At 71.3% G+C, this 21,706-nt stretch carries 17 protein-coding genes; 5 read left to right on the forward strand and 12 right to left on the reverse strand.

Annotated features, from left to right (window positions below; translation table 11 throughout):
• Positions 1-36 precede the first annotated feature (36 nt).
• Together OG788_RS05130 and OG788_RS05135 are read right to left on the reverse strand one after the other, a co-directional pair.
• Positions 37-1,788 (reverse strand): discoidin domain-containing protein, encoded by a 1,752-nt coding sequence (locus OG788_RS05130; RefSeq protein WP_406369284.1) that lies wholly within the window; start codon positions 1,786-1,788, stop codon positions 37-39.
• 109 nt (positions 1,789-1,897) lie between these two features.
• The gene (locus tag OG788_RS05135) at positions 1,898-2,992 is read right to left on the reverse strand and encodes a DUF1996 domain-containing protein (RefSeq protein ID WP_406369285.1); all 1,095 of its coding nucleotides are present in this window, start codon (positions 2,990-2,992) and stop codon (positions 1,898-1,900) included.
• Positions 2,993-3,425: 433 nt separating this feature from the next.
• Between OG788_RS05135 and OG788_RS05140 the strand changes: the two genes are divergently transcribed.
• Positions 3,426-5,234 (forward strand): coagulation factor 5/8 type domain-containing protein, encoded by a 1,809-nt coding sequence (locus OG788_RS05140; RefSeq protein ID WP_406369286.1) that lies wholly within the window; start codon positions 3,426-3,428, stop codon positions 5,232-5,234.
• Positions 5,235-5,346: 112 nt separating this feature from the next.
• Here the strand turns inward: OG788_RS05140 and OG788_RS05145 are convergent, their stop codons facing one another.
• From OG788_RS05145 to OG788_RS05160, 4 genes are all read right to left on the reverse strand, one after another.
• Entirely contained in the window at positions 5,347-5,973 is a 627-nt protein-coding gene (locus OG788_RS05145) for a hypothetical protein (protein ID WP_406369287.1), read from the reverse strand.
• Between the two features lie 174 nt (positions 5,974-6,147).
• Positions 6,148-7,998 carry a GMC family oxidoreductase N-terminal domain-containing protein gene (locus OG788_RS05150; RefSeq protein ID WP_406369288.1) on the reverse strand — a complete coding sequence of 617 codons (1,851 nt, stop codon included), beginning with the start codon at positions 7,996-7,998 and terminating at the stop codon, positions 6,148-6,150.
• Complete coding sequence (locus OG788_RS05155; RefSeq protein ID WP_406369289.1) at positions 7,995-9,377, reverse strand: hypothetical protein; 1,383 nt, start codon at positions 9,375-9,377, stop codon at positions 7,995-7,997. The genes OG788_RS05150 and OG788_RS05155 overlap by 4 nt, the downstream gene beginning before the upstream one ends.
• Positions 9,374-10,060, reverse strand: a complete 687-nt coding sequence (locus OG788_RS05160; protein WP_406369290.1) for a FadR/GntR family transcriptional regulator — start codon at positions 10,058-10,060, stop codon at positions 9,374-9,376. Before OG788_RS05160 ends, OG788_RS05155 begins: the two co-directional genes overlap by 4 nt.
• A gap of 578 nt (positions 10,061-10,638) precedes the next feature.
• On the opposite strand from OG788_RS05160, the gene OG788_RS05165 reads away from it, so the two are divergent.
• Positions 10,639-11,835, forward strand: coding sequence for a glycoside hydrolase family 64 protein (locus OG788_RS05165; protein ID WP_406369291.1), 1,197 nt, complete (start codon positions 10,639-10,641; stop codon positions 11,833-11,835).
• A gap of 143 nt (positions 11,836-11,978) precedes the next feature.
• Here the strand turns inward: OG788_RS05165 and OG788_RS05170 are convergent, their stop codons facing one another.
• Both OG788_RS05170 and OG788_RS05175 read right to left on the reverse strand, forming a co-directional pair.
• Positions 11,979-13,106 carry a sulfite oxidase gene (locus OG788_RS05170; protein WP_406369292.1) on the reverse strand — a complete coding sequence of 376 codons (1,128 nt, stop codon included), beginning with the start codon at positions 13,104-13,106 and terminating at the stop codon, positions 11,979-11,981.
• A gap of 33 nt (positions 13,107-13,139) precedes the next feature.
• Positions 13,140-13,802, reverse strand: a complete 663-nt coding sequence (locus OG788_RS05175) for a helix-turn-helix domain-containing protein (protein ID WP_351546414.1) — start codon at positions 13,800-13,802, stop codon at positions 13,140-13,142.
• Positions 13,803-13,937: 135 nt separating this feature from the next.
• Here OG788_RS05175 and OG788_RS05180 point away from each other — a divergent pair, with 135 nt between their 5' ends.
• Together OG788_RS05180 and OG788_RS05185 are read left to right on the forward strand one after the other, a co-directional pair.
• Positions 13,938-14,501 carry an NAD(P)H-dependent oxidoreductase gene (locus tag OG788_RS05180; RefSeq protein ID WP_406369293.1) on the forward strand — a complete coding sequence of 188 codons (564 nt, stop codon included), beginning with the start codon at positions 13,938-13,940 and terminating at the stop codon, positions 14,499-14,501.
• A gap of 125 nt (positions 14,502-14,626) precedes the next feature.
• Positions 14,627-15,304, forward strand: a complete 678-nt coding sequence (locus tag OG788_RS05185) for an AIM24 family protein (RefSeq protein ID WP_351546420.1) — start codon at positions 14,627-14,629, stop codon at positions 15,302-15,304.
• A 56-nt stretch (positions 15,305-15,360) separates the two neighbouring features.
• On the opposite strand, the gene OG788_RS05190 is transcribed toward OG788_RS05185, so the two are convergent.
• The 3 genes from OG788_RS05190 to OG788_RS05200 form a co-directional block, all read right to left on the reverse strand.
• The gene (locus tag OG788_RS05190) at positions 15,361-17,136 is read right to left on the reverse strand and encodes a M4 family metallopeptidase (protein WP_406369294.1); all 1,776 of its coding nucleotides are present in this window, start codon (positions 17,134-17,136) and stop codon (positions 15,361-15,363) included.
• A 332-nt stretch (positions 17,137-17,468) separates the two neighbouring features.
• Entirely contained in the window at positions 17,469-18,533 is a 1,065-nt protein-coding gene (locus tag OG788_RS05195) for a polyprenyl synthetase family protein (RefSeq protein ID WP_406369295.1), read from the reverse strand.
• Positions 18,533-19,585: a tetratricopeptide repeat protein gene (locus OG788_RS05200; protein ID WP_406369296.1), complete on the reverse strand. Its 1,053-nt coding sequence runs from the start codon at positions 19,583-19,585 to the stop codon at positions 18,533-18,535. Before OG788_RS05200 ends, OG788_RS05195 begins: the two co-directional genes overlap by 1 nt.
• A 327-nt stretch (positions 19,586-19,912) precedes the next feature.
• Between OG788_RS05200 and OG788_RS05205 the strand changes: the two genes are divergently transcribed.
• On the forward strand, positions 19,913-20,809 hold the full coding sequence (locus OG788_RS05205) for an aminoglycoside phosphotransferase family protein (protein WP_406369297.1): 897 nt from the start codon (positions 19,913-19,915) through the stop codon (positions 20,807-20,809).
• A 6-nt stretch (positions 20,810-20,815) separates the two neighbouring features.
• On the opposite strand, the gene OG788_RS05210 is transcribed toward OG788_RS05205, so the two are convergent.
• Complete coding sequence (locus OG788_RS05210) at positions 20,816-21,655, reverse strand: helix-turn-helix transcriptional regulator (RefSeq protein WP_406369298.1); 840 nt, start codon at positions 21,653-21,655, stop codon at positions 20,816-20,818.
• Positions 21,656-21,706 lie beyond the last annotated feature (51 nt).

Here is a 21,706-nt window from a genome sequence, read left to right on the forward strand (position 1 = left end):
CTTCCCGGGAGAGCGCTCTCCCTGTCGGTGTTCGACTCAGTTGTAGACGCCGAACTCGTAGAGCGAGTAACCCCATCCGGTTCCTCGCGCGGTGCCGTTCACCCGTATGTAGCGGCCGGTCCCGGTGACATCGAGGTCGTCGACGCCGCCGTTGCCGTCGGTGACCGTGCGGACGGTGGTCCAGTTCTGGCCGTCGTCCGAGGTCTGGACGGTGTAGGCCCTGGCGTACGAGGTCTCCCAGACCAGTTGCACATGCCGGAACGCGGTGCGGGTGCCGAGGTCGACCCGGAGCCACTGGGGGTCGCTCCAGTCGCTGGCCCAGCGGGTGGTGAGGTTGCCGTCGACGGCGCCCGCCGCGGTGCAGGGGCAGTCGCCGCCGCCCGCCTGGGACGAGGAAGCGGTGGCCGGTCTGCCGAGGGCGACGTTCGTGCCGGCCGGCGTGGGCGGCACCACCCGCACGGAGCGGGTCTCGACACCGACGTTGCCCTTGCCGTCCTTGGCCTTCACGTAGATCTTCCAGACACCGGGCCGGTCCGGTGCCGTCACCCTCAGCCGGCCCCCGCCGAGGTCGGTGAAGGGCAGCGGGTTCAGCTGCTTGCCCTGGTCGATGTACATGCTGTTGTCCAGCACCTCGTACGTGATCGGATCGCCGTTCGGGTCCGTGGCCTTCACCGAGAGCGTGAGATCGCGCCCGGCGGGCACCTTGCCCGCGTCTCCCTCCACGGTGAGGTCGGAGATGACCGGCGGGGTGTTGTCACGAGTGGTGTCGGCGCCGTACGCCTTCTTCACGGCGTAGTACGAGAGCCGCTTGTCGCCCGCGGGCAGCAGGTTGAACCAGATGCCGCCGAAGTCGTACTCGGTCCCGTAGTGGAACATCGTGGCGCCGAGTGCCACGCCCCTGTGCCCGGTGACGCAGTTCCACGCCCGGGTGTATCCGTCGGCCTTCGCGCGGTCGGTGGGTTCCGCGGGGACGCCGTTGGCGTCGTCCGGGACCTCCCACTCGCCCGCCGGTCCGGTCTCCGTGACGATGTAGGGCTTGGTGTAACCGCCTTGCTCCCAGGCCGACTTCACGTCACAGACTGCGTTGTAGGCGTTCACGGCGTACAGGTCCAGGTCGGGCGCGTTCTTCTTGTAGTAGGGCCAGGCGCCGGTCCACGCGTCGGTGGAGGTGACGGGGTGGTTGGGGTCGACGGCGTGGATCTTCTTGGTGATGTCGTTGACGAGGGTGGTGTAGGCGTCACGCTGGCGCTCCAACTCGGCACCGCTGTAACAGTTCTGGAGTCCGAGCACGGATTCGTTGCCCACGTTCCACATCAGGACACCGGGGTTGTCCTTGTAGGTGTCGGCCCACTTGGGGAACTCGGCGAGCATCTGGTTCTTGTAGGCGGTGTCCGTCAGGTAGTTCACGCAGCCGCCGCTGCCGGGGCCGCCGCCGGGCTGGAGCCAGAAGCCGGCGATCACCTTGATGCCCTGGGCCGCCGCCGCGTCGAAGAGGGGTTTGCTGGAGGCGTCGGTGCCCCAGGTGCGGATGGTGTTGACGCCCATCGACTTGAGGTCGGGCATGTAGCGCCCGGCGTCGGCGACGGCCGGGCCCCAGGTGAGGCCCTTGATCTGGTACGGGCTTCCGTCGACGGTCAGTTGCCAGTTGCCCTGCGAGCCGGTGACCTTGACGACGCCGCCGGCGGCCCGCGCGGGCTGGGAGGGCAGGGCGACGAGGGCTCCCGCGGCGAGCAGGCCCGCGGTGACGGGCGCCGCGATACGGCGCCGGGTGGTACGGGATCCGGTCATGAGTGTCCGTCCGGTGTGCGGGTGAGGGGGGATGATCAGAGGGTGCGGTCCGGGTGGTCCGGGGGTCCCGCCGGCCGGGGCCATGTACCGGCCGGCGGGAGGTGGCGGCTCAGGGAAGCCGGTAGTTCGCGTCGAGCGCCGCGCCCGCCTCGGGGTGTGTCTGGTCGTAGCCGCGGGCGTCGCACTGGAGCCCGCCGACGACGCAGTGGTCGACGAGCGCCTTGAGCGTCGGCGCGTCCCACGCGTTGAAGAAGTCGTAGTGGAAGGAGTGGCCGGCGCCGCTCGCCAGCCTGACCTGGGACATGTCGCCGTTGACCGGGAAGGCCATCTTGAACTCGATCATCGGCAGCGCGACCGGGTGGTCGTCCGGGCAGATGTTGTTGTTGGTGCCGGGGTTGACCACCGGATAGGCCATGTGACTCTGGTGGTTGGGGGTGTCCAGGTACTTCCCGTCCCAGCAGCTGGGCGCCTGGAAGCGGATGTTGAGCTGGACGTCGGCCCTGTTCGGGCACTGCTGCGGGAAGTCGACGTTGAAGAAGCTGTCGCCGCATTCCCAGCCCTCCACGAAGCCGCGGTGGTTGCGGAAGTCGGCCGCCGACTGCAGGGGACTGCCAACGACGAAGCGCAGCCCCTTCGGGAAGGGGCGCACGCTGGTGTAGTCGGTGACGCCTGCCTTGTAGTAGATGACCTGGGGGCCCACCGGCAGCACGGGCGTGTTGCCGTTGAGCAGGGTCGGCATCCAGTAGGCCGACCTGTCACCGGGGGCCTTGCAGGTGGTCCCGCCGGAGTCGAGCGAGGCGGTGGTGCTGGCCGCGTTCGTGGTGGTGTTGCCCAGGAAGGTGTGGTCGTGCGACTTGCCCGGCTGACCGGGGTAGACGATCGGGTCGTCCGGCCGGGTGTGGGACACCGAACAGTTCGCCTGGAACTCGTGGAAGTACCGATGGGCCGGCTCCGCCTTGGAGGGGACGACCCCGGTCACCGGTGGGTTCGCCGGGATGTACCCGTCGCCGTCCGGGTCCTCCGGCGAGGCGAGCGTCGAGGCGGCCATCACATGACCGGTGTGGACGGTCGTCGACCCGGCCGCGGAGGCTGTCGCACCGGGCGCCGGGTCGGCGCTCATCGCCACGCCGGTCAGGCCGAGCGTGGTGAGGACCAGCGCGCTGGACATCAGGATTCCTGAGACGATCTTCGATCTCCGTGCCATGGAGACCTCCTGCCACGTCGATGGGGACGGTGGGGGTCGGGCGGGCCCGGGAACGGCGTGAGCAGAGTGCCTTCCGGGGCCGCCCGCGTGACGGTCCATCACATGTGCCGAGGAAACTGGGAGAGCGCTCTCCCGTCGAGGAGTGTTGTGGCGGTTGAGCGAGAGTGTCAAGGGAGTTGACGGAGAATCACTTGCCTGCGATGTGCGCACCTCTTGAACACTGGATCGCGACCCCCACCCATCCCCATGTGGGTCTATGGCGCCATGAACTGCCGCAATTCCACGTCGAGTTGCCCGTTCACTGCGCAACAACATCCGGGACTCCGGTCACAACTCTTGACGCGTCGTTCACCTGGATGAAGCATGCATCGGCAAGAGAGCGCTCCCCCATACCTCCCATCGTTCACTTCCTGAACCAGGAGAGTCGCCCCCCATGCCTGCAACCCCCACAGACGCCCCGGACTCCGGCCGTTCCCCCGTCGCACGGCGCACCGTCCTCGGAGCGATGGCCGCAGGCGCGGCCGCGCCCGGTCTCCTCGCACTGTCCGCACCGGCGTCCGCCTCCCCCGCCGTACCCGCCCAGCAGCCGTCGGCCCTCCCCGGCGGCGGCGATCTCGGCCCGAACGTCATCGTCTTCGACCCCTCGACGCCGGGCATCCAGGCCAGGCTGGACCAGATCTTCCGGCAGCAGGAGTCGGCTCAGTTCGGCACGGGCCGCTACGCGCTGCTGTTCAAGCCGGGCACGTACAACGGACTCAACGCCCAGCTCGGCTTCTACACCTCGATCGCGGGCCTCGGCCTGTCACCGGACGACACGACGATCAACGGTGACGTGACCGTCGACGCCGGCTGGTTCAACGGCAACGCCACCCAGAACTTCTGGCGTTCGGCGGAGAACCTCGCCCTCAGCCCGGTCAACGGCACCAACCGGTGGGCGGTCGCCCAGGCCGCCCCGTTCCGTCGTATGCACATCAAGGGCGGCCTCAACCTCGCCCCCGACGGCTACGGCTGGGCAAGCGGCGGCTACATCGCCGACAGCCGGATCGACGGGTCGGTCGGACCGTACTCGCAGCAGCAGTGGTACACCCGCGACAGCTCGGTGGGCGGCTGGGTCAACGCCGTCTGGAACATGGTGTTCTCAGGTGTCCAGGGCGCACCCGCGCAGTCCTTCCCGAACCCGCCGTACACCACGCTCGACACCACACCGGTGTCCCGCGAGAAGCCGTTCCTGTATCTCAACGGCAGCGAGTACCGGGTGTTCCTGCCGGAGAAGCGCACGAACGCGCGCGGCACGAGCTGGGGCAGCGGAACCCCGCGCGGCTCGTCGCTGCCGCTCAGCCAGTTCTACGTGGCCAAGCCCGGAGTCACCGCCGCCACCCTGAACGCCGCGCTCACGCAGGGGCTCCACCTGCTGCTGACACCGGGGATCTACCACCTCGACCAGCCGATCCAGGTGAACCGCGCGGGCACCGTCGTCCTCGGGCTCGGCTACGCCACGCTGATCCCGGACAACGGCGTCACCGCGCTGCGAACGGCCGACGTCGACGGAGTCCGGCTCGCCGGCTTCCTGATCGACGCCGGGCCCGTCAACTCCAGCACGCTCCTGGAGGTCGGCCCGGCGGGCGCGTCCGCGGACCACTCGGCCAACCCGACCACCGTGCAGGACGTGTTCGTGCGCATCGGCGGGGCCGGCGCGGGCAAGGCGACGACCAGCATGGTCATCAACAGCCGTCACACGATCATCGACCACACCTGGGTGTGGCGGGCCGACCACGGCACCGGCGTCGGCTGGGAGACCAACCGGGCGGACTACGGCATCCGCGTCAACGGCGACGACGTCCTGGCCACGGGGCTCTTCGTCGAGCACTTCAACAAGTACGACGTGCAGTGGTACGGCCAGCGGGGCCGCACCATCTTCTTCCAGAACGAGAAGGCGTACGACGCGCCGAACCAGGCCGCCATCCAGAACGGGAGCATCAAGGGGTACGCGGCCTACAAGGTCGCCGACTCCGTGACCACCCACGAGGGTTGGGGCCTGGGCAGCTACTGCTACTACAACGTCGCCCCGACGATCGTCCAGCACCACGGCTTCGCGGCGCCGAACAGGCCGGGCGTGAAGTTCCACGATCTGCTGGTCGTATCGCTGGGCGGCAACGGACAGTACGAGCGCGTCATCAACGACACGGGCGCCCCCACCTCGGGCACCTCCACCGTGCCGTCCACGGTGGTCTCGTATCCCTGACCGTTCCCGGGAGCCCTCTTCGAGGGACCCGTCCCCGGGGAGCCCGCTCTCGACACGAGGCCGGACTCCCCAGGGGGCGACGGCACCGGCCGTCGCCCGCGTTTTCTCGCGTTCAGTAGCGCTGGGCCTTGGCCAGTACGGGGGTGAGCTGAGGCTCCGCGGGCTGCCTGCTGATCACGACCGGCTGCGCCTTCTTGCCCGGTTCGAGGTTCTCCTTGCCGACGAAGGCCGTCTCCACGACCTTGCCGTCGGGGTTCTTGAAGTCGACCTGCACGGCGTACGAAGCCGTTTTGTCGGTGTTGTTGGTGATGGTGACGACCACGGCGCGCAGCCCGCCGGTCTCCGCCGTGGGCAGGCCGGTCATGCTGACGTCCGACGTCGCGTTGCCGCTTCCCTTGACGTCCTTCAGCTGCTTCTCCGCGGTGGCGGCGGCGCGGGCGGTGTCGGCGGAGACCGACGCGGCGAACTCCGAGGCTCTGGCGGAGACGGAGGCCGCCGCCGATGACGCCCGCCCGGTCGCCGACTCGATGATCGAGGAGGCGGCCGAGGCGATGGCGGACGGCGGCGTACCCGTGAAGTTCGACGCGTTCGGCGGGGTGGGCCGCGGGCTGACGGATCCCGAACCGCTGTCACCGCTGTCCGAGCTGCACGAGACGAGAACGGAGCCGCACGCGATCGCGGACAGCAGGGCGGCAATGCGCCGTGGTCCGTTTCGGCCCTGGGAGACGCGTCTGCTCATGGGGGCTCGCCTCTTTCTCCCGTACGGGGCACGGGTGCTCGTCCACTTCCTGCCGTACGGACTCCCTCATGTTCCGGGCCACTCCCGGCGACGGCGAACCACGGAGGTCCATTGGGGTGGTGCGCGGTGGCTCAGCGCCGGTGCCGTGCTCCGTCGGGGTTGGTGCGCGGCGGCTCAGCGCCCGTGCCGTGCTCCGTCGAGCCACGCCTCCGAGATCGCCAGGGCCGCCGCCATGATGCTCAGCTGCGGGTTGACCTCCGGGCAGCTCGGCAGGACGGAGCCGTCCGCCACGAGGACTCCGTGGACCCCTCGGAGCCTGCCCTCGGGATCGGCGGGCGCCCGCTGCGGATCGGCGCCCGCGGCCACCGTGCCGGTGGGGTGGAAGGCCGACAGGTGCAGATCGCGGGCGCGCACCGAGGCGAGCAGTTCGTCGAGCGCGTCGAGCGACCTGGCGCGGGGCGCGGTCGGGACTCCGGTGAGGACCTCCTCCGCCCCGGCCGCGAAGAGCAGGCGGCCCATGGCGCGCACGGCGGTCATCAGGCGGTCGCCGTCGCGGGGGTCGAGGTCGTAGCGGACGAGGGTCCCGTCCCGGCCCCGGACCTGTCCGGAGGGACGGTCGGCGATCATGGCACCGAGGGTCGCCAGGTGGTCGGCGCCCTCCAGTTCGCGCCGCAGTTCCCGGCCGAGTCCCGGGAGGACGAAGCTGCCCATGCCGGGCGGGCTCGCGGTCGCCTCGACGAGGACCCCGCGCGCGTGCAGTTCCTCGACGCCGACGCTCTGCAGCACGCCGCGCGAGGCCGTCACCGGCTCGGCGAAGCGGCCGGCGACGCTGGTGGCCGCGTGCACGCTGAGATTGCGGCCGAGGCGGGGATGTCCGCCGAGGCCCGAGCGGCGCAGCAGGGGTGGTGTCTGGAGGGATCCGGCCGCTGTCACGACGAGGGGGCTGAGGATCTCCAGCTCGCTGCCGTCGGGGCGGCGCGCCAGGACCCCGGCGGCGCGGGGCGGGCCCGGCACGTCCTGGTCCAGCAGGATGCGGCGGACCCGGGCACCGGTGACGATCCGGGCGCCCGCGGCACAGGCGTCGGGCAGGACGGACAGCTGCACGCTCTGTTTGGCGCCGGTGGGACAGCCCACCACGCACTGGCACGACCCCTTGCAGCCGGGCGCGTTGCGGCGCAGCGGGGCGGCCCGCCAGCCGAGCCGTTCGGCGCCGATGAGAGTGAGCAGCCCGTTGTTGCCGAGGACGTCGAGGGGCTGGGTCGCCACCTGGAGGGTCCGCTCGACCTCGTCGAGCAGGGGCCCGAGTCCCTCGGCGAGCCCGAACCCGAAGTCGCTGCTCCAGCGCCGCCGGACATGGTCCGGAGTCCGGTAACAGGTACCGGAGTTGACCACGGTGGTGCCTCCGACGGCACGGCCGACCGGCAGCAGGACCGGTGGATTTCCGACGGCCACCGTGGCGCCGCCGTCGCGATAGAGCTCGGCGAACCGGTCGAGGGGTGCCCGGCGTCCGAAGGATGCCGTCGAGTGGTGCCGGCCCTCCTCCAGGACGACCACGCTCAGTCCGGCCAGTGCGAAGGTCCGTGCTGCCATCGCGCCGCCCGCTCCCGATCCGACGACGACCACGTCGGCGGTGCTGCGGGCGGGCCACTCCTCGGCCGCAGTGCAGTCGAGGGGCGGATCCGCCGGCGCCGTCGCGGGAGCGGGCGGGGCCGGGGCCGGCATGCGTTCGGTTCCCGCGGCCAGGAGCACGGGGACCTTGAGAAGGTCCAGCAACGGGCCGAGCCGGGGTCGCGCGGCCAGGGAGCCGATCACGTCCTCGCGTTCGTCGGGGCCGAGGGCCGCCAGGCGTCTGCCGGTGCGCAGGACGGTGTACGTCTCCAGCGCGGCGACGGCGGTGTGCACTCCGGCGCGGGCGGCCCGGGGCAGTGCGGCGAGCACCGAGTCGAGGCGGTGCGGCACACGGGCGGACCACTCGGTGTCGCCCTGGTCGGCGAGCAGCGCTGCGACGAACCCCTCGGCGGTCATCGTTCGCCCGCCTCGGCGTGCGCGGTGCCGTCCAGCACCCAGGTGGCCTCCGGGCGCCAGTGTCCCCACCAGCGTTCCAGGACGACACGGGCGTCGGCGGACTCGCTGTTGCGGCACACCGCGCGGGCGCCGTCCGGGTCGCGGTACTCGAGGGTGAGGGTCCGGTCCTCGGGCTGGTCGACCTCGACGCGGATGCGGCGCAGCGCCGTGCGGCCGGTGACCGTCCACGTGGGCAGGCCGATGGCGGCCCGGAAGCGTCCGAGTCCCAGCCGGCCGATCGCCGAGCGCTCCGCTCGCCGCGGCCACGTGCGGCCGTCGCGACGCAGGCGCAGGAAGACGAGCGGGGGCAGCCGCCGCAGGGCCGGCCGGGTGGACACGGCCGCGACGATCTCCAGGACGTCGCCGTCGCCCAGGTCCGCGTGCAGCCAGGTCCACCGGTGCGCGTTGCCGTGCCCGTAGATCCGGGCGGAGGCGCCGGCCGCGCCGCGAAGGTTCAAGGTCGTCTCCCCGTACGAGAATTCACCGTCGTACGTGGCTCGGGCGGCCGGGAGCATCTGGGCGGCGGGCAGCAGGGGGCGGCGCCACGACCATCGGGGGAAGGTGAACAGCGGCGGGCCCTGCGGGCGTTCGGTGAGCTTCCAGCGGAAGTCTCCCGCACTGCCCGTCAGTTGTCCGGCGGTGCAGGTCACGCCCTCGGTGGAGAATCCGTCGGTCGGCCGGGTCCAGGGGACGGGTCCGAAGCGGGTGTGCCGCACCTCGCCCTCGCGGGGGAACACCGCGGCCCATCCATGGGCGAACGGCTCGGATCCGTCGGTGGGCGCCACGAGTTCGTGGTGCAGCCAGACTCCGGTGCCGCTCGCCGGGTCGGTGAGGGTGGTGTACCAGACCTCGGTTCGGCCCGGGGCGCCGTTCCATCGCGGGACCATGTGTTCCGCGGGGTCCTCGCGGCGCGGGAAGCGGAAGCCGAGCAGGAAGGGCAGGAGGCCGGTGGCCACCGGGAAGCGCAGGACACCCTCGCCCACCCGTGCGTCGTCCTCGTACAGGGTGAACGGCAGCACCGTCATCGACGCGACCGGGCGGCGCGGGGTCACCGACTTCCAGCCGTCCAGGGTGAGGCGGCGCCCGTCGGCGGTGAACGTGAGGCGATAGCGGATGCGCCGCCGGGCGATCGGCGACACTTCCAACTCGCCCTCGGCGCTGGGGTCGTCGGCACGTCCGGCGATCCGGGCCCGGCCGGTGAGGCGTGCCTGGGTCGTCCGATGCGGGAGCAGTACCCGGTCGGCGGTGGCGCGCAGGTCGAGCCGGATGCGCCGCACCCCCGGCTCGCCGTCGAGGCGGACCGTGCCGAGCATCGTCTCCGTGAACACGGTGCCCCTCATGCGAGGCCCTCCAGCATGATGGCCTCGGTGACCCGCAGATAGGTGTCGGCCGCCGCGTGCGCCTGCCGCGCGTCCCCGGCGCTGACCGCGTCGACCACGGGCAGGAGGCGTTCGTAGGCGGTCTCCGGGTCGGTGAAGGGTCCCTTCAACAGGGAGCGGACCGGCAGGTAGGCGTTGAAGAGCGTGTTCGTGAGCAGGACGTAGACGCGGTTGCCGGTGGCCCGGGCCAGTGCGCGGTGCACCTCCACGTCGGCGAGCTGCACCGCGTCGACGCCCTCGGCCCGCCGCACGGCCGCGAGCAGTGCGCTCAGCTCGGCCCGCTGTGCGCGGGTGCCGCGGGCGGCGGCCCGCTCGGCGATCAACGCGCCCACTCCGCGCCGCACTTCGAAGACCTCGCGGACCCAGGTGGCGTCGTGCCGCACGAGCATGGGCAGGAGATCCGCCCCGCCGAGCCGGGCGTAGTCCCGCACACGGGTCCCCACCCCGTGCCGGGTCTCCAGCAGTCCGGCCTGGACGAGCCGCCCGAAGGCGTGCTTGAGCGTGGTGCGTGTGACGCCGTACCCGTCGGCGAGCCGTCGCTCCGGGGGAAGGTAACTCCCCGCCGGATGGCGGCCGTCGAGTATGTCCGTCCGCAGCCTGTCCTCCAGGACGTCCACGATGGTCTCGCGGGGCAGAGCCTCCACGTTTCCCCCTCCGGGCAAGTGGCTGAGTGGATGAGCCACTGAACCAGCGACGGGGTCGCACGGTCAACCCCCGCCACGGAAAAGGGCTGTTGTCGACGCATGCGGTCGAACCGCCCCCGAGGCGTGCCAGGCCGAGGAGCGGCTGCCAGTGGGGGCAGGCCCGGTCGCCTGACGCGGGCAACGGAGGGGCGTTGCGCGCGGACGGGCTGGCGGTGGCGGCGACCGCCGTGGTGAGTGCCACCGCGGCGAGCACCCACACGGAGCCGACCGGCCCGAGCCTGGTGAGCAGGTAGCCGGCCCCGAGGCAGGCCAAGGGCATGACTCCCCAGGACAGGGTCATGGCCGCGCCGGTCAGTACCCCAGCCGCTCGCCGGGAACCAGGACGGTCGCGTACGTGATGATCACGAGCTCAACCCGAACCCGCCCCGTGCACAAGCAAGTTGGACCGGACCAACTTTGTGTGAATCGTTGACATGTACGTAACCTGGCGCAATTCTGAGAGCGCTCTCAAAAGGAAGCGGACGAGCCGCGTCCGCGGGACTCCACCTCGCTGAACCCCCACATCAAGGAGGCAGAGAGTGCGCGTAACAACCAGATGGCCCGCTTGGGCGCTGGCCTCGGCCACGCTCACGGCCGCATTGCTCACCTTCGGCGCGCCTTCCCGCGCCGAGGCGGCGGTACCGACGACCATCCCGCTCACCTTCACCAACAACTCAGGCCGCAGTGAGCCGGTATACATCTACGACCTCGGCACACAGCTCTCGACGGGACAGCAGGGCTGGGCCGACGCGAACGGCACCTTCCACGCGTGGCCCGCCGGCGGCAACCCGCCGACTCCCGCGCCCGACGCGTCGATCGCGGGACCTGCCAACGGCCAGTCGAAGACGATCCGGCTCCCCAAGTTCTCCGGCAGGGTCTACTTCTCGTTCGGGCAGAAGCTCGACTTCCGGCTGACGACCGGCGGTCTCGTGCAGCCGGCCGTGCAGAATCCGAGCGACCCGAACCGCAACATCCTCTTCAACTGGTCCGAGTACACGCTCAATGACTCCGGCCTGTGGATCAACAGCACCCAGGTCGACATGTTCTCGGCCCCGTACGCCGTGGGAGTCAAGCTCCCCGACGGGACCACGAAGAACACCGGCCACCTCAAGCCCGGTGGCTACAACGGCTTCTTCAACGCGCTGCGCGGTCAGCCGGGCGGCTGGGCCAACCTGATCCAGACCCGGTCCGACGGCACCGTTCTGCGGGCGCTCGCTCCTGGGCACGGCATCGAGGCGGGCGCGCTGCCGGCCACCGTCATGGACGACTACGTCAACCGCGTCTGGCAGAAGTACAGTTCGTCGACGCTGACGGTGACACCGTTCGGCGACCAGCCGAACACCAAGTACTTCGGCCGGGTCTCGGGCAACGTCATGAACTTCACCAACAGCTCCGGAGCGGTCGTCACCAGCTTCCAGAAGCCCGACTCGGACAGCATCTTCGGCTGCTACAAGCGGCTCGACGCGCCCAACGACCTGGTGCGCGGCCCGATTTCACGCACCCTGTGCGCGGGCTTCAACCGCTCCACGCTTCTGACCAACCCCAACCAGCCCGACACCAGCTCCGCGAACTTCTACGTGGACTCGGTGACCAACCAGTACGCCCGCAAGATCCACGCGCAGATGGCGGACGGCAAGGCCTACGCGTTCGCGTTCGACGACGTCGGCAACTACGAGTCCCTGGTCCACGACGGCAATCCACAGGCGGCGTTCGTCACGCTGGATCCGTTCAGCTGACGGACGTTCCGTGAGGGGGAACGGGAGCGGGGGCGCGGCGTCCCGGGCGGGAACCGCCGCCCCCGTTCCCCTCACGTCACGCCACACGCCCTCGTCGGCATCGCGAGCGGGTGCTCGCGGGCGTCATCCGCGGGTCGCCGGCGTCACACACCGTCGTCGGGATCCAGGCACAGCACGGGGACCCGCTGCACGAGGTTGTTCACGAAGCCGCCTCTGTTCCACGGCTGGTCGAGGGGCTGCGTGTGCCCCTCGGCGTCGGTGGCGCGCGCGCTGAGCACATGGTGACCCGAGGTCGCCGTCCAGCTGAAGCGCCAGGGACGCCAGGCCCAGCGGTGGCCGTCGTCGCGGTCCAGTTCCGCCGGAGACCAGGAGCGCCCGTCGTCCGTGCTGACCTCGACCCCGGTCACCGGCGCGCGCCCGGACCAGGCCCGCCCCTCCAGGGTGACGGCGCCCGGCCGGACCGCCCGCGAACGCGACATGAAGTCGGGGAAGCCCGGCGGGACCATCAGGGCGCGCGGGGCGATCCGGGTGACCGGTTCGCCCTCGTCGCCGGCCTCCTGCCGGAGCCGGTACGCCACCGCCTGCTGGAATCCCCGGAACGGCGTCTCGGTCACCGTGATCTCGCGCAGCCACTTCACCTGCGCCATGCCGTACCAGCCGGGCACCACGAGCCGTAGCGGATGCCCGTGCTGGGGCGGCAGCGGAGCACCGTTCATCGCGTAGGCCACCAGGACCTCGGGCTCGTCGCCCCGCGCCACCTCCAGCGGAAGGGCTCGCTGGTAGTCCTGCTCGATCCCGCGCTCGACCCCGTGATCCGCTCCGGTGAACACCACGTCCACCGCGTCCTGTCCCACCCCGGCCTCGGCGAGCAGCACCCGCAGCGGCACGCCCGTCCACTCGGCCGTCCCGACCGCCTCCACCAGCCACGGCTGGCTCACCGGCCGGGGTGTCAGCAGGGCGCGCCCGTTGCCCGCGCACTCCATGGTCACCCGCTGTCGGACCGCGGGATACGCCTTCACGTCGTCGATCCCGAGCAGCAGCGGGCGCCGTACCCGCCCGCCGAGAACGAGCTGCCAGGAGGCCTCTTCCGTATACGGGATGTCGTAGTGCGTGAGCACATAGTGCAGCCCCGGCGGTGTGACCTCGTAGCGCAGGGCTTCCAGCGGCAGTCCGTGGTTCCGGGCGGCGAGAGCCAGCTCCTGGGCGCTGATGCCCTCGTCCGGGCCGGCGAGCCGGGCGGGTGCGCTCATGTCCTCAAGGCGATGCCCCATGGCCGCATTGTCCGCCCGCCCGGGGAGGCGGCGCTAGGCGAGGCGCGAGCCGACGCTCCGGTCCACCAGGTCGCGCCAGCCGGACTCCAGCCTCTCCAGCGACATGCCGCGCTGGCGGGTCAGATGACTGATCAGGGCCGGCTCCAGGTATCCCATCAGGGTCTGGGCGACGAGCTCGATGTCCGTGGCCGTGCCCGAGCCCGTCTGGCGCAGCAGCACGCACACGTGCATGAAGCGGACCCGGTACGGCGCGGAGGTGAAGCGCCGGGTGGCCTCGGGCTCGGCGGCGAGGTAGAGGTCGAGCTGTTCGGAGGTCTGGCGCAGGGCGTGGCATCCGAAGGCGTGCAGGCGCTCCACCGGTGCCGCGCCGGGGCCCAGCGGGGCCGGACCGCCGATGAAAGCGGTCTGGAAGAGCTGCTCGGTGTGGTCGAGCAGGGCCATCAGCAGGCCCGTGCGGTCGCCGAAGCGCCGGAAGACCGTCCCCTTGCCCACCGCCGCCGCGGTGGCGACGCCCTCCATCGTGAGCCTGGCCACTCCCTGCTCCTCGACCAGCCGGGCGGCGGCCTCCAGCAGGCGCGCCCGGTTGCGGGCGGCGTCGGCGCGCAGCGGGGCGTCGTCACGGGCGGTGAGCTCCATGAGGACGGGCTCGGCGGACGATTCCTGTCGCTTGGGAAACGGCGGGAGTGGGGTGGACATGAACCCAGCGTAACGTCAACCGGGGACAACTGGACTGCGGTCCGCTTCGGTGGTACACCTTTTAAGCGGACCTTGGTCCGTTTTGTTGCGGCAGTGTTTCATCGGTTCAGCGTTTTCCAGTTTCGGGAGATATCCATGTCCGTACGCATCCTCGCGCTCGTCGGCAGCCTGCGCGCCGGTTCCCACAACCGTCAGCTCGCCGAGGCGGCCGTCAAGCTCGCCCCGGAGGGTGCCGAGGTCGAGCTCTTCGAGGGCCTGGCCGAGATCCCCTTCTACAACGAGGACATCGACGTCGAGGGCAGCGTCCCCGCCGCCGCTGCCCGGGTCCGCGCGGCGGCCGGCACGGCCGACGCCTTCCTGCTCTTCTCGCCCGAGTACAACGGCACCATCCCGGCCGTCCTGAAGAACGCCATCGACTGGCTGTCCCGTCCGTTCGGCGCCGGCTCCTTCACCGGCAAGCCGGTCGTCGTGGTCGGCACCGCGTACGGCCAGTTCGGCGGCGTCTGGGCGCAGGACGAGGCCCGCAAGGCCGTGGGCATCGCCGGCGGCACCGTCCTCGAGGACGTCAAGCTCTCCGTCCCCGGCTCCGTGGTCCGCTTCGCGGAGACCCACCCGGTCGACGACGCCGAGGTCGCCGCCCAGATCGCCGAGGTCGTGAACCGGCTGCACAGCCACGTCGGCGCGTCCGCAGCCGCCTGACAACTCCCTTGTGGGCCGGTCCGGTTGACCCGGGCCGGCCTTCGGCATGTCGTTGCTCCGTCACCACGTGTCCCAAGATCGCCACGCCTCTGGCGGAGCCCCGTCCTCCGCGACACGATGCCCGCATGAAGAGTGATCTCTTTTCCAGTGACCACATGGTGCAGCCCGCGGTCGCGCCGGGCATGACCGTCCAGAACGCCAAATCCATCAAGTACGCCGTCCAGGGCGAGATGTTCGCGCGCCAGGGCGCGATGGTCGCCTACCGGGGCAATCTCCAGTTCGAACGCAAGGGCCAGGGCGTGGGCGGCATGCTCAAGCGGGCGGTGACCGGCGAGGGACTTCCGCTGATGACCGTCCGCGGGCAGGGCGAGGCCTGGTTCGCGCACGAGGCGCAGAACTGCTTCATCGTGGGCATCGAGCCCGGCGACGTGTTCACGGTCAACGGCCGCAACATCCTGTGCTTCGACGCCACGTTGTCGTACGAGATAAAGACCGTGAAGGGTGCGGGCATCAGCGGCGGCGGCCTGTTCAACAGCGTCTTCACCGGTCACGGCAGCCTGGGACTGATATGCGAGGGCAACCCGCTGGTCATTCCGGTCTCGCAGCAGCATCCGGTGTTCGTCGACACGGACGCGGTCGTCGGCTGGACGGCGCACCTGCGCACCTCGCTGCACCGCTCGCAGTCGTTCGGCTCGATGATCCGCGGGGGCTCCGGCGAAGCCGTTCAGCTGAAGCTGGAGGGCGAGGGCCACGTCGTCGTACGTCCCAGTGAGGCGACACCGCAGAAGCCGCAGCAGCACTGAGACGGGAAACGACCGAGGGTGCCCCGCCGTTCGGCGGGACACCCTCGTGTCGTCCGTCAGCGTCCCGCGGCGGGGGTGTTGGCGACGGTGACGTTGACGGCGGCCCAGGCCTTGCCCACCGCCTTGTACTCGGCGCTGCTCGCGCCGTACATGTCGGCGGCGGCCTTCAGCGTGGCCTTGCGCGCGTCATGGAAGTCGGTCGTGGAGACCATGTAGCGGGTGAGCGCCCGGTAGAAGATGGCGGTGGCCTTGGTCCGGCCGATCCCGGTCACCCGGGAACCGTCGTACGTCGGCGAGTCGTACGTCACGCTGCCGACCCTCTTGCGGCCACTGCCCTCGGCGAGCAGGTAGTACGCGTGCGAGGACACACCGGAACCTGCGTGCACCTCGGTGTCGTAGGCGGCGGGCGACCAGTAGTCGATCGCCTCCTCGAGCAGGTCGAGGGACGGGTGGTCGAGGCGGCGCAGGAACTTCTGGTCGAGGCCCAGCTTCTCGCCCACCAGGTAGTTCGGCGGGTTCTTCGGGTTGTTGGCCGAGAACTCGACGTTCGAGCCGAAGATGTCGGCGAGCGACTCGTTGAGGGCACCCGGCTCGCCGTACTGGTTGCCGTCCTCGTCCACGCGGGTGGGCTCGAGGGCCGCGGTGGCGTCGACGACGCCGTGCGTCAGCTCGTGGCCGGTGACGTCCAGGACGACCAACGGCTTCTTGAACCACTGGCCGTCGCCGTCGCCGTACAGCATGCAGCCGCACGTCGAGTCCCAGAAGGCGTTGCCGACCTTGTTCCCGAAGTGGACCATTCCCCGGGCACCGGCGCTGTTGTTCTTGATGCCCTTGCGGCCGAAGGTCTTCTTGTAGAAGTCCAGGGTCTTGGTGATGCCGTACTGGGCGTCGACCGCCGCGGTGGCCCGGCTGGACGTGGTGCCGGTGCCCCACTTGTTGTCGCCGTCGGTGAACTTCTTGCCCCGCGCGAAGGACTCCAGTTCCTGCCCCTTGGCGTCCCGGGTCTCGGTGTTCCACCGCTTCGGGTCCTTGAGGACGTAGCTGGTCCGCGCGGTCCTGGTGGTGGTGAGCGCCACCTTGCCGGCGAAGAGGGAGGCTCCGCTCCCTGTGGCCGTGGCCGGGTAGTGGCCGGCGGCGGAGGCGCCCGTCAGGCCGGAGAACCCGGTCGCCGTGCCGGTCTGCGGGGTCACGTGCTCGCCCCGCTCGCGCAGCGTGTCCGCCAGGGACGGCGATATGAACTCGTCGCTGTCCGGGGTGTTGCTGCGGATCCGGCCGTTGCGCGCGTCCACGACGACCGTGCGGGAGCCGCCGGCCTCCGTGGTGTCGCTGTCCTTGACGAGCACCTGGTAGGCGAGTGCGACGGCGCCGTCGCGGGCGTCCACGACGAGTCGGGCACTGCCCGCGTCGCCCTTCGCGGCGGCCGCGGCCTTCCGCTCCGCCTCCTGGGGCGTCAACTTCGCCTCGACGGTGGACGGTTCGACCACGTGGTCGGCGGCCCGGGTCACGCCGAGGTACTGCGCGCGCTCGCCGAGGTGGACGACCAGGTCGCCGCCGAGGACCGGAAGGCCCTGGTGGGTGCGGACGAAGCGGACGTGCTGCTTTCCGTCCGGGTCCGTCATCACGTCCTTGGCCTGGAGGGTGTCGCCCTGGGTGACACCGGTGGCCGAGGCGTGCGCGAACGCCGCCGCCCTGGCGGCGGCCACCGGCGAAGCGGCCGAAGTCGCCGTGCGGGCGGGCCCGTCGGGGGCGGCCGCGAAGGCGGGGCCCGGGAGCGTGGCGGCCGTCGCCACCGCGACGGCGATCGCCACGCGGCGTATGTGGGGTCTACGCACTGAGTTCCTTTGCACAGGGCGGCCGGGATCGCCGACCGCCTTACGGCACAGCGCTGTTGGGCGCCGTGGGGGCTTTCGGGCCCCGAGCCGCCACCCTCACCGATTCATCATGTGCATGTAAAGAAGAAAGATCCCTTTTCTTGCTTTTGGGGGCTTCTCTTTACGAATGTTTGCTTTTCGGTGATCAATGAGTGACCAACAGCGCGCCGACCGGACAGATGTGAGGGGGAATGAGGTGGTTGCCTGGCGAGGCCGATTGCCGCGCGTATGTGACCCATGTCGCACCGCCCCGGCCCGGAGCGGTCGGGTCCGGAGGTGCGGGGCGGGATGTGTCAGATCGTGCGGTCGGCGAGGGCGGACAGCACCGTGCGCAGGTCCGCCGCGGGCGCCGGGGCGAGGGACAGACCCGCGAGGAGCGTGTCCGCGGTGGCCAGATGGCGGCGTGCCTCGCGCACGGCCGCCGTGCGACCGCCGGCACGCTCGACGAGGACCGCCGCGCGGCGTACGCCCGAGAGGTCGAGCGGCGCGGAGGATCCCAGGAGCGCGGCGAGTTCGGAGCCGCCGGGGGCGCCGAGGGCCGCGAGGACCGGCAGGGTCTTCTTCCCCTGCCGCAGGTCCCCGTGGACCGGCTTGCCGGTGACCGACGGATCACCCCAGATGCCCAGCACGTCGTCGGCGATCTGGAAGGCGACGCCGAGATGGCGTCCGGCGCGGTCCAGCACGGTCACGGTCCCGGCCGGCGCTCCGGCCAGCCGGGCACCGAGTGCCAGCGCGCACCCGAGCAGCGCACCGGTCTTGCGCTCGGCCATCGTCTCGTACTCCCCCACGCCCACCGCCTCGGGCCCGGTCCAGGGGCGGTCGGCGAACAGCAGATCGTCGGCCTGGCCACGGACCAGGTCACCGAGGGCCGTGGTCAACTGCCGTACGGCGAGACCGGCATGGGGAGTCAGAGCCAGGGTCTCCACGGCCAGCGCGAACAGGGCGTCGCCCGCGAGGACGGCGGGACCGGTGCCGTACGCCTTCCACAGGGCGGGGCGGCCGCGACGCAGCGCGTCCCCGTCCATGATGTCGTCGTGGAGCAGCGAGAAGGTGTGGACGAGCTCCACCGCGACGGCCCCCGGCACACCCGCCTCCGAGGGACCCGAGACGGCCTCCGCCCCGAGGACGGCCAGCGCCTGCCGCACGCCCTTGCCCTGGCTGTGGTCGGCGGGAGCGCCGCCGACCTCGCATCGGCCGAGCGCGTATCCGGCCATCTCGGCGATCCAGGGGTGCAGCCCGTCGACCGCCTCGGCCAGGGCGGGCGCGGTGAGTGCGCGGCATCGGCGCAGAATCCGCGCGGCGGTGGGCGGTGCCGGGAGGGTCGAGGCCGTCGAGCGCTGCAGGGCGGTCGAGGTCATCACGCGGCCTCCGCCTCGTCGGTTCCCGGCGTCAACCCGAGCTCTGTCCGCGCCCGTTCGACCATCTGCCGGGCGTGCCGCAGCCCGATCCCCTCCAGTTCCACGGTCAACTCGTCCAGCTCGGCGGCGGTTTCGGCGTGGTCCCGGCCGAGACGGGCGAGGGACTTGACCAGCCCGAGCCGGGACAGGGCCCGGCCTCGGGGCTCGCTCATCGCCTCGAACTCGGCCAGCGCCTGCGCGTAGACATCGCGGGCCTGCTCGTAACGCCCGTCGCGGTAGAGGACGTTGCCGCGCATCTTGTGGTTGTAGGCGAGCGCGCCGGACAGCTTCATCGCACGGCAGGTCACCTCCGCCTCGCTCAGCAGCTCCAGCGCGCGGTCCGCGTCCCCGTCGCGCACGGAGACGATGTCCGCGAGACCGCGCAGCGCCCAGGCGTGGCCGCGCCGGTCCTCGGCTCCGGCGGCGATCTCGGCCGCCTCCTCGAACATGGCGTACGCGCTCTCGTACGCACCGGTGTTGCGGTGGATCTGGGCGATGCCCTCCAGGGCCCACACCGTGTGCCGGGCCTCGCCACGCTTGCGGGCCTCGGCCAGCAACTGCTCGTGGAGAGCGGTCACGGCCGCGTAGTCGCCCTGGATACGGCCGGTCTCCGCCATGCCCGCCAGGGAGTATCCGCGCACCACGACATCCCCCGCCTGTCCGCCGAGTTCGGCGGCCAGCCGCAGCAGCCGCCATGCCAGCGGGAAGGCTCCGCGCTGGCGGGCCAGCGTGCCACCGCTCCACAGCGCCCACGCCATCGCGGCCGGGTCACCGGCCTCACGGGCGGTGCGGTAACTCGCCTTCCACGCCCGCTCGGCGTCCGCCACCTGCCCGAGCCGGCGGTGCGCCTCGGCGACCGCGAGGCCCGACCGGGCGGCTTCGGCCCGAGCGCCCGTGCGCTCGGCGGCGCGCAGTTGCTCGGTGCCCGCCGCGAGGACGTCGGTCAGCGAGGAGTTCACGGACAGGGTGGTCAATGCGCCCTGGTACTCCGGGGCGAAGGCCTTGCCGTACATGAATGCCTTTCCGTATGCCACCGGCCGCGCGCATGTGATCCCGCCCGGCGGTGATGCTGTGTCTGGCTCCTTCGAGGCGTTGACGTGGGACGACCCTGCTATACGCTCGACGTATACACGGCATGTATACGCAAGAGGTATAGTGCACCGGATTTCCGCCGGCGAATTCCTGCTGCTTGGAGGTCGACGCGCCACCCGCCCGTTGCCGATCAAGACGACGATCGCCTCCGCGAGGTTGCCTGGCGGCCCGAAACGCGTTGCGGGGCGGCCTGAACCGGACGCAGGATGGCGGAAGTCGACCTTCTCCCCACGGAAAGCAGGCACCCCATGCCCGCAAGCCCGATGCACGCCGACGAGGCGCGGATCGACGGTTCGCTCGTACGACGCCTGCTGGCCGAGCAGTTCCCGCGGTGGGCCGAACTACCCCTGAAACGGGTGGAGTCGGCCGGGACCGTCAACGCCCTCTACCGTCTCGGCGACGACATGGCCGTCCGCCTCCCGCGTATCCCGGCCGGGGCCGACGACGTGACCAGGGAGCACACGTGGCTGCCGCGGCTCGCCCCGATGCTCCCGTTCCCGGTCCCCGAGATCCTCGGTCTCGGCACCCCGGCGGAGGGCTATCCGTGGCACTGGGCGGTCCTGCGCTGGCTCGACGGCGACCTGCCGGCACCCGAGGCCCTCCCCGACGCGCACGCGCTGGCCGCCGATGTGGGCGCCTTCGTCTCCGCCCTGCACGGGATCGACCTGCCCGGCGGGCCGACCGCCTACCGCGGTGTACCGCTGGCCACCGTGGACGCCGAGACGCGATCGGCGATCGGTGAACTCCGCGGCGCGATCGACACACGGGCCGCGACAGCTGTCTGGGAGGAATCGCTCGCGGCGCCGTTGTGGACGGGCCCGCCCCTGTGGCTCCACTCGGACCTGATGCCGATGAACCTGCTGACCCGCCGGGGCCGCCTCACGGCCGTCCTCGACTTCGGGACCCTCGGCACCGGCGATCCGGCCTGCGACTTCATCCCGGCCTGGAACCTCCTGCCGGCCGGAGCGAGGTCCGGCTTCCGGGAGGCCGTGGGCGCCGACGACGCCGGCTGGGCACGCGGCCGCGGCTGGGCCCTGTCCATGGCCCTCATCCAACTCCCGTACTACCGCACCACGAACCCGGTGATGGCGGGCAACGCCGCCCATGTGATCCGCGAGGTCCTGGCCGACCACCGGCGTCCGTAGCCGACGTCACTCCACCAGAGCCTGCGTGCCGAGGACGCCGAGGAGGGCGAGGCGTTCGGCGTCCTCCGTGCCGGGCTCGGCCGTGTAGACCATGATCCGCAGGTCGCCGCCGGCGACGCTGAGCACGTCGCAGTCCAGTGTCACGGCGCCGACCTGGGGATGATCGATGATCTTGCGGGACGCCTCGTGGCGGCCGACGGTTCCCGAGTCCCACAGCTCCGCGAACCGCACACTGTTCGCGCACAGGTCGTCGATCAGCTGCATCAGGCGCCGGTCCGTCGGATACCGGCTCGCGGTCGCGCGCAGGTCGGCGGCGAGCGTCGCCTCGAAGGCGCGCCGCTCCCGCGGTGTGTGACGCACCCGGCTGCCGGGTCCCACGAAGTTGCGCCAGACGCCGTTGCGTTCATAGCCGCGCCACCCCGAGGGATCACCCAGCAGAGCCGCGTACAGCGGGTTGGCCAGCAGCAGGGTCCACGCCGCGTCGTACACCGCCACAGGCGTCCCGTTCAGCCGGTCGAGCAGCCGGTGAACGCCCGGGGTGATGTGGGCGGGCACCATGCCCCGGCCCGGCGGCACCAGCCCGGCCACCTGGAAGAGGTGCGCGCGCTCGGCCCCGGACAGCCGCAGCGCCCGGCCCAGGGCCTCGACGACCTGCTCCGAGGGGTGGGCCGCCCGGCCCTGTTCGAGGCGGGTCACGTAGTCCACCGATATGCCGGCGAGCAGGGCCAGCTCCTCGCGCCGCAGTCCGGCCGCGCGCCGGTTCCCGCCACCGGGCAGCCCGGCCGCCTCCGGTGAGACCCGGTCGCGCCAGCGCCGCACCGTCCGCCCGAACTCCGTGTTCGCCATGCCACCAACTGTGCACCTCCGCGCGCGGACCTGCCTGGTACCGGCAGTCCC

It is taken from the genome of Streptomyces sp. NBC_00647, from assembly GCF_045207245.1.
Taxonomy (GTDB): domain Bacteria; phylum Actinomycetota; class Actinomycetes; order Streptomycetales; family Streptomycetaceae; genus Streptomyces.